Origin of the sequence: Flavihumibacter sp. CACIAM 22H1 (genome assembly GCF_001601815.1) — a bacterium.
Taxonomy (GTDB): Bacteria; Bacteroidota; Bacteroidia; order Chitinophagales; family Chitinophagaceae; genus Flavihumibacter.
In genome coordinates this window covers 1-7,063 of record NZ_LUKG01000094.1, presented here as the reverse complement: position 1 = coordinate 7,063, position 7,063 = coordinate 1, and the positions used below count along the sequence as shown (strand labels likewise).

The window sequence follows — 7,063 nt, the reverse complement described above, 5'->3', positions numbered from 1 at the left end:
GAGCGGGTAGCGCCTATGGCATTGCCGGTGGTAATGAAATACGATACAGTTCAATTGCCGAGGAACCGGCTGGGATTGGCAAAGTGGACTACGGATAAAAAGAATCCGCTGACAGCCAGAGTTTTTGTAAACCAGGTATGGCAGGAACTCTTTGGGAGGGGCCTGGTGAAAACCAGCGGTGATTTTGGCATGCAGGGAGAACTGCCTTCCAACCCGGCCCTGCTCGACTGGCTGGCGGTTGATTTTATGGAGCATAACTGGGATATCAAATACCTTGTCAAAAAAATAGTCAGCTCGGCTACTTACCGGCAATCAGCAGAAATCAGTAAGGAAGCCCTTCAAAAGGATCCGGAAAACATTTATCTGTCACATGCCCCAAGGAATCGGCTGAAAGCTGAATTTATCCGTGACCTGGTGCTTTCTACCAGCGGCCTGCTGGTACCTACGATCGGTGGTCCGAGTGTTAAACCATATCAACCGCAGGGGCTTTGGGAAAATGCCACTTCTGGCAGGGGAGAATTAGCAACCTATAAACAAGATAAAGGCGATAAGTTGTACAGGCGCGGCATGTATACCTTTATAAAACTTACCGTACCGCCTCCTTCCATGGTATTGTTTGATGCCAGTAACAGGGATCAATGCGAGGTTACCCGCCTGCAGACCAATACGCCATTACAGGCGCTTGCAATGATGAACGATCCAACCGTATTGGAGGGATCGAGGGTTTTTGCACAAAAACTGATGGAAGCAAAAACGGCTGCCGAACCGGCTATTGAAAAGGCTTTCCGACGAATCATCTGCCGCCTGCCAACAAGCGGTGAACGTACGATCCTTACCAAATACTACAAGGAACAACTGGAATTATTCCGCACCAAACAACTGGATGCGGCAGCTACGGTAAAAGTGGGCGAATACCCGCCTAATTCGAGCCTGGATCAGCCTTCTATGGCCGCTTTAATGAAGACCATTAACCTGATTTATAACCTGGAAGAGGCCATTGTAAAATCATAATTATGGAGAAAGAACAATTACAGCATCACCTGAATATGAACCGGCGCCGCTTCTTAAGCCGGATGAGCCTGGGCGTGGGGTCGGTGGCACTTGGCTCTTTATTGATTCCCGACCTGTTTTCCGGAAAAGATACAGAAGAAGCGGTTCTGCAGCGGTTGCCTCATTTTGCGCCGAGGGCAAAACGGGTAATTTATCTTTTTCAGAACGGTGCGCCTTCCCAGCTAGATCTGTTTGATTATAAACCTATGCTGAATGAACGGTTTGGAGAAGACCTGCCGGCTTCTATCCGCATGGGGCAGCGTCTTACGGGAATGACTGCTGATCAGTCAAAATTTCCTTTAGCCGGTACCGCTTTCAAATTTTCTCAATATGGCCAGGCCCGCGCCTGGATCAGTGAAATACTTCCGCATACGGCCAGTGTTGCCGATGATATCTGCTTTGTAAAAAGCATGTTTACCGAAGCTATTAACCATGATCCGGCATTGACTTTTTTCCAAACGGGTGCGCAGGTAGGTAACCGCCCCAGTATGGGTGCCTGGTTAAGTTATGGGCTGGGAAGTGAAAACATGAACCTGCCTGCCTATTGTGTATTGCTGTCAAAGGGTAAAGGAAATGGCCAGGGCGTTTATTCCAAGCTCTGGACCAATGGATTTCTGGATTCTGTGCACCAGGGCGTACAGTTCAGCAGTGGTGAAAACCCGGTACTTTACCTGAATAACCAGGAAGCCATTTCCAAAATGGATCGGCGTACTATGCTGGATCAGCTGACTGCCCTCAATGAAGAGAATTTTAAAGCATTTGGCGATCCTGAAATCAATGCCAAAGTACAGCAATATGAAATGGCTTATCGCATGCAGACGGCTGTGCCTGAAGTAACAGATTTATCCAAGGAACCCGAATCAATCGTAAAACTTTATGGTCCGGATTGCCTGGTACCCGGTACCTATGCCGCCAATTGCCTGCTTGCCCGGAAGCTCTCCGAAAACGGGGTTCGGTTTGTTCAGCTGTACCACCAGGGATGGGATGGGCATGGTAACCTGCCGGGTGAAATAAAAGGTCAGGCGATGGATACTGACCAGGCATCTGCCGCTTTGATAACGGATTTAAAACAGCGGGGTTTGCTCGATGAAACACTGGTAATATGGGGCGGCGAGTTTGGCAGAACCAATTATTGCCAGGGACCGCTTACCAAAGAAAATTACGGACGGGATCATCACCCGCGCTGCTTTACGATTTGGATGGCAGGTGGAGGCGTTAAGCCCGGCGTTTATGGCGAAACGGATGAGTTTGGCTATAATATTGTGCAGAACCCCGTTCATGTAAATGATTTTCATGCAACCGTGCTGCACCTGATGGGATTGGATCACGAACGATTAACATTTAAACACCTTGGTCGCCGGTACCGCCTTACGGATGTTGCCGGAACCGTCGTAAAAGATATCATAGCTTAATGCGGACCTGGAAAACCCTCCTCTACAACCTGGCTTTTGCGGCCAATACCCTGCTGCTTTTTTTTGTACTGGCCGAACAATGGGTAGTAGTACCTGCCTGGTTACAGGTGGCCGGAAGAATGCATCCTTTACTATTGCATTTTCCGATCGTATTACTCTTGCTTTGTATGGTGCTGGAATGGCTGCCCGGTAGTAAAAATAATACCTCCCTTACAGATATACTCTGGCTGGCTACGCTCAACCTTACCGTGTTTTCTGCCCTGTTCGGCTGGATACTATCGCGGGAAGATGGCTATAGTTCTGAAACGGTCAGCTGGCATAAATGGGGAGGCGTATTTATATCGTTGTTTGCCCTCGTATGGTATCATTTAAGAAGCAGGATCCATTCCAGAAAAAGCGCCTTGGCTTTTTCCAGTATGGCCTTGCTGGCCGGTTTGGTAGTAACGGGGCACCAGGGCGCAGTTTTAACGCATGGCGATGATTTTTTACTGGCACCGGTAAAAGCTACGGATGGGGCGCCACCTGTTGCATTGGAGGATGCGATCGTATTTGACCATGTGATCAAACCGATTCTGGATGCGAAATGTGTCAGCTGTCATAATACCGGCAAAGCCAAGGGCGAGCTGGTTATGGAAACTGCCGCAAGTTTATTGAGAGGGGGTAAAAATGGATTGTTGTGGGATACCACCGCCAGGGAATATGGACTTCTCCTGCAAAGAGTACACTTGCCGATGAACCACAAAGAACATATGCCGCCCAAAGGCAAACCTCAATTAACAGAAGAGGAAATTGCCATCCTTTATCATTGGATCAGAACCGGCGGAGATATGAAGCAGAAACTGGCAGATCTTCCGGCATCGGATAGTCTTCGGTTACTCACGGCGGCCCTGTTTTCAACCGAGGAGGGGAACTCGTATAATTTTGCCGCAGCAGGGGAATCAACGATTGAGGAACTGAATTCCCATTACAGGGTTGTACAGCCTATTGCTGCTGAATCGCCGGCATTGGAAGTTAATTATTTCGGCGCCAGCCAGTTTAAAGCCGAGCAGTTAAAAGATTTGTTGAAAATAAAAGACCAACTCGTTGCATTAAACTTAAACAGGATGCCGGTTTCGGATGCAGATATTGAAATCCTGAAACAATTTCCTGTTTTGCATAACCTCAACCTTTCGTTTACAAAAATTACCGATAAGGCATTGCCGGTTCTGCAGCAGCTTAAGGCATTAAAAGAGCTAAGTCTTTCCGGAACGGGGGTTAGTAAAGAGGGCCTGGCCAACCATCCTATGCCCTTGAAAAGCCTGTATTGCTGGAACTCTGGTGTTGCGGCTGCTGATTTGCCCGGACTGCAGAAAATTTGGGGAAAAACCAGGCTGGAGGCGGGCTTTTCTGGAGATACCATTTTAATACAACTGAATGCACCGATTGTACAAAACGAAGAACAGATTTTTAGTAAACCATTTGATTTAAAGCTCAAACATTTTGTACAGGGGGTTGATTTGCGCTACACCCTGGACGGATCAGAACCTGATAGCCTGACTTCGCCGGTTTATTCCGGACCAGTAAAAATCAGTTCCTCTACCCAGGTAAAGGCAAGAGCATTTAAAAAAGGCTGGATCAGCAGTACCACGGTTAGCCGGCAGTTTTTTGGTTCCGGAGGTAAACCGGATTCCATTCGCCTGCTTACACCACCCGATCCTTCGTACAAAGGAAACGGCGGTAGTACCCTGATTGATGAAATAAAAGGAGACGGCAATTTCCGCAGTGGAAAATGGCTGGGTTATATGAATAATAACATGGAGTTACTGGTGGAATTCAAGGCCCCCAGGTCTCTTCGAACCATTTCTGTAAGCGGCCTGGTTAGTGTTGGAAGTTATATTATGCCGCCAGCTGAAATCCAGGTTTGGGGTGCGGAGGCAGGCGGTGCGTTAAAGCTTATAGCGCGGGAGCTGCCCCGTCAGCCGGCCAAAGACACTGCCCAGTACGAAAAAATTTATTCACTTCCCCTGCAAGAGAAAAACTACAGCCAGTTAAAACTGGTTGTTAAGCCGGTGGCATCTCTGCCCAAATGGCATCCGGGAAAAGGACAGAAAGGATGGGTGTTTGTAGACGAGCTGTTTTTTGAATAACAGGAAAAAAAGAACCGGGAATAAGTGATCCCCGGTTCAGTGGCTGGTAAGCGAATAGCAGTAAGATTTGGTCAATTAGTAGATAACGTTATAATATCCACCTGTAATATAAGACCGCAGGTGATTTTAATGTGCTGCGTGAATTTTTAATTTTTTTTTAAATAGTTAATAAACTGCAACCCCGTATATCACTGTTGTCGACTCTTCCTACTACTTCAAAGCCGCCATCCGGGTAGATTTTGCCCATATCGTCGGTGGCAATAAAACAACAGGAGTCGAGGTTGGCGAGGTCGATAACATTTATTATTCCATTGATAGTCAGTGCTTTATTATTTTTTCCTGCTCCTGGAAGGGGTAATATATGAAAGGGGTCATCCTCTTCGCGGAGCAGAATTTTCATCCAGGGCGGGCAGTAAAATAGTCCATCGTCTCCACAATAGGCCTGCGATAACAACTCAGTCATTCCGTATTCTGAATGAATCTGGCAGCCCGGAAAACTCGCCGCCAGCTTTTCATGCAATGCCTGCCGGGTAATTTCCTGGCGTCTTCCTTTCATACCCCCGGTTTCTATAATTGTGGTGGTAGGCAGGGGAATAGAATAAGTTTCTGCAAAATCAAGCAGGGCAAAACTGACGCCGAACAGGAGGGTCTTCTGTCCTTTTTCCTGCAAAGCAACCAGGGTTTGCTGCAGTTGTTCATGGTTATACAGGTAAAAGCCGCCTGCCGGGTGCCCGCTCAGCTCTATCAGTTCCTTCACCATTCTTACCAGGCTGGAATGTTGCCTTTCAAGATAGGCCGGCAGCAACCCGAGTATACACCAGTCTTCCGGGGCGCCATAAAACTGGTGAAAACAACGGGTAAAGCTTTCGCGGTAGAGGGCCAGGTTACGGATATAATGCCGGCTATTGACCTGGCCGGTGGTTCCGCTGCTTTCAAACCATAGCTCCGGTTCAAATTGCCCGGTTTTAACTTCGGTTGATTTAAAAAAACGAATGGGTAAAAACGGCAGCTCGTTCAGCCTGCTAACAGAAGCCGGTGACCGACCAATTGCATCACAGAACCTTTTATAAACAGGGTTGTTCTGGTATTGAAATTGAAAGATTTCCAGTATCAGCGGTTCCTGCTGGCTGGCCGGAGTAGAAAAAATTTTATGAATCAATTCACTGCGCATGTTAGGTTAATCAGCCGGTAGTTGATAAATTCGTTCACAATATAGACGCTTTATGATTAGGAAACTTGTACCCCTTTTATTGATAGTGGTCGTAGTTGCGGCTTGCGGCAAAGATAATTTCAATACTAAACCAAGTCTCAAGTTGAAAAATCAAAGCAGGGTAGTACCTGCCGACAATGAAGCTATCTTTTTTGTAAATGTAGAGTTTGCCGATAAAGAAGGAGATCTTTCCGGGATCCGGGATTCTTCCATCTATTTTCAGGCCTTTTTATTAAATGTTCGGTCGGTGATTGGTGGCCCTAATTATCCCCCTGCTTACGCATCGTTGCCCGAATTTCCTGACAAAAGAAAAGGGGAAATCGAATTAAGGCTCGACCGTTTTGCGTATTACAAACAAATTCAATCTAACCAGGGGGGCAATGATGCCAATGATACCCTTGTTGTAAAGATCGCTATTAAAGATAAAGCTGGTAATGTAAGTGATACCCTTACCTCTGACCCGATTGTACTACTAGGTCAGTAGATTTGCAGTATGCGAAAATTCACTGATTTTTTCCTGTTCAGTGCTTTTTTTATCGGGCTCTGTGCTATTGCCCTTTGTTGGGAAACGACCATTCTGTTAGGGTTGGAAGCAGGTCATTGGTCGCTTTATTGCTTTGTTTTCGGCGCTACTCTTTTGCAATACAATCTTCATTATTTTTTCAAGAAAACACATGCTTTCAAAAGTGAGCGGCAAAACTGGTCGGTTCGAAACCGCCTGACCCAGAAATCTTTGATCGGCCTTGGATTCGGACTGCTGTTATTGAGTCTTTTTTGGCTGGAACCCAGGCATTTTATGGTATTAATAGTGTTGGCAATACTTGCCAGCCTCTATTCATTTCCCCTATTGCCCTTTGTAAATAAGCCTTTAAAGGAATTCGGCCTATTAAAGATCAGCCTGCTTTCCCTGGAATGGACCCTGGTAACGGTTTGGTTTCCCGCAGATCAGCAGGGCATTGATATGACGAGCTACTGGTTGGTGTTTCTTCGCCGTTTTTTATTCATGTTCGTACTTTGCCTCCTGTTTGATATGCGTGATCGGGAACTGGATGCCGCTACCGGCATCAAAACAATTCCGGTACGACTCGGTCTGTCAAAATCGTATCGGCTGGCCGATTTACTGCTGGTAGTTTTTGTACTACTATCGGCAATTCAGCTTATACGCACCGCAAATTTCCCTTTCTTTCATGCCATGCTTTTATCGGCGATCCTTACCCGCTTTACCATTCAGCTAACTAAAAAAATAAACAACGATTATATATACC

6 protein-coding genes are annotated in these 7,063 nt (G+C 46.6%); 5 read left to right on the top strand and 1 reads right to left on the bottom strand.

The features are described from left to right. From A1D16_RS18920 to A1D16_RS18910, 3 genes are all read left to right on the top strand, one after another. A partial coding sequence (locus A1D16_RS18920) for a DUF1553 domain-containing protein (protein WP_290712418.1) occupies window positions 1-1,011 on the top strand: 1,011 nt, incomplete at its 5' end. Between the two features lie 2 nt (window positions 1,012-1,013). Further along, window positions 1,014-2,462 carry a DUF1501 domain-containing protein gene (locus A1D16_RS18915; protein ID WP_290712416.1) on the top strand — a complete coding sequence of 483 codons (1,449 nt, stop codon included), beginning with the start codon at window positions 1,014-1,016 and terminating at the stop codon, window positions 2,460-2,462. Further along, the gene (locus A1D16_RS18910; protein WP_290712414.1) at window positions 2,462-4,588 is read left to right on the top strand and encodes an FN3 associated domain-containing protein; all 2,127 of its coding nucleotides are present in this window, start codon (window positions 2,462-2,464) and stop codon (window positions 4,586-4,588) included. Before A1D16_RS18915 ends, A1D16_RS18910 begins: the two co-directional genes overlap by 1 nt. A gap of 157 nt (window positions 4,589-4,745) precedes the next feature. Here A1D16_RS18910 and A1D16_RS18905 read toward each other — a convergent pair whose 3' ends face one another. Further along, window positions 4,746-5,759, bottom strand: a complete 1,014-nt coding sequence (locus A1D16_RS18905) for an acyl transferase (RefSeq protein WP_290712412.1) — start codon at window positions 5,757-5,759, stop codon at window positions 4,746-4,748. Window positions 5,760-5,811: 52 nt separating this feature from the next. On the opposite strand from A1D16_RS18905, the gene A1D16_RS18900 reads away from it, so the two are divergent. Both A1D16_RS18900 and A1D16_RS18895 read left to right on the top strand, forming a co-directional pair. Then, entirely contained in the window at window positions 5,812-6,282 is a 471-nt protein-coding gene (locus A1D16_RS18900; protein WP_290712410.1) for a hypothetical protein, read from the top strand. Between the two features lie 9 nt (window positions 6,283-6,291). Then, window positions 6,292-7,063, top strand: a 772-nt coding sequence (locus A1D16_RS18895) for a UbiA family prenyltransferase (protein WP_290712407.1), incomplete at its 3' end; no start/stop codon positions are given.

Coding starts and splice junctions, on each gene's coding strand:
- A1D16_RS18915 (WP_290712416.1), top strand. CDS start 1,014: ATGGAGAAAGAACAATTACAGCATCACCTGAATATGAACCGGCGCCGC.
- A1D16_RS18910 (WP_290712414.1), top strand. CDS start 2,462: ATGCGGACCTGGAAAACCCTCCTCTACAACCTGGCTTTTGCGGCCAAT.
- A1D16_RS18905 (WP_290712412.1), bottom strand. CDS start 5,759: ATGCGCAGTGAATTGATTCATAAAATTTTTTCTACTCCGGCCAGCCAG.
- A1D16_RS18900 (WP_290712410.1), top strand. CDS start 5,812: ATGATTAGGAAACTTGTACCCCTTTTATTGATAGTGGTCGTAGTTGCG.